This window comes from Streptomyces sp. WM6378 (assembly GCF_001279695.1).
Taxonomy (GTDB): domain Bacteria; phylum Actinomycetota; class Actinomycetes; order Streptomycetales; family Streptomycetaceae; genus Streptomyces.
The window spans coordinates 1-282 of sequence record NZ_LGDD01000237.1 but is presented as its reverse complement, the minus strand read 5'-3'; the positions used below and the strand labels follow the sequence as shown (position 1 = coordinate 282).

Genomic DNA, 282 nt, shown 5'->3' with positions numbered 1-282 from the left:
ATGCTCCGCCGCAACCTCGGCATCTACGGCCTGGGCGGTCTGATCGCCCCGTTCATCGGCATCAAGATCATTGACCTGCTCATCTCCCTCATCCCCGGAATCGGCTGAACACGATGAACAACTCTGTTGGAAACACAGCCCGGTTGCTCGGTGCGGGCCTGCGCGCACTGCTGGTCCTGACCCTCGTGTGCGGCGTGATCTACCCGCTGGTGGTGACCGGCATCGCGCAGGTGGCCTTCGGCAACAAGGCCAACGGCTCGGAGATCAAGTCCGGCGGCAAGG

The 282-nt window shown here is 63.5% G+C and carries 1 protein-coding gene; it reads left to right on the top strand.

Annotated elements, in window-relative coordinates:
- Positions 1-113 precede the first annotated feature (113 nt).
- On the top strand, positions 114-282 hold a 169-nt coding region (locus ADK54_RS19630; RefSeq protein ID WP_159047846.1), incomplete at its 3' end, for a potassium-transporting ATPase subunit C.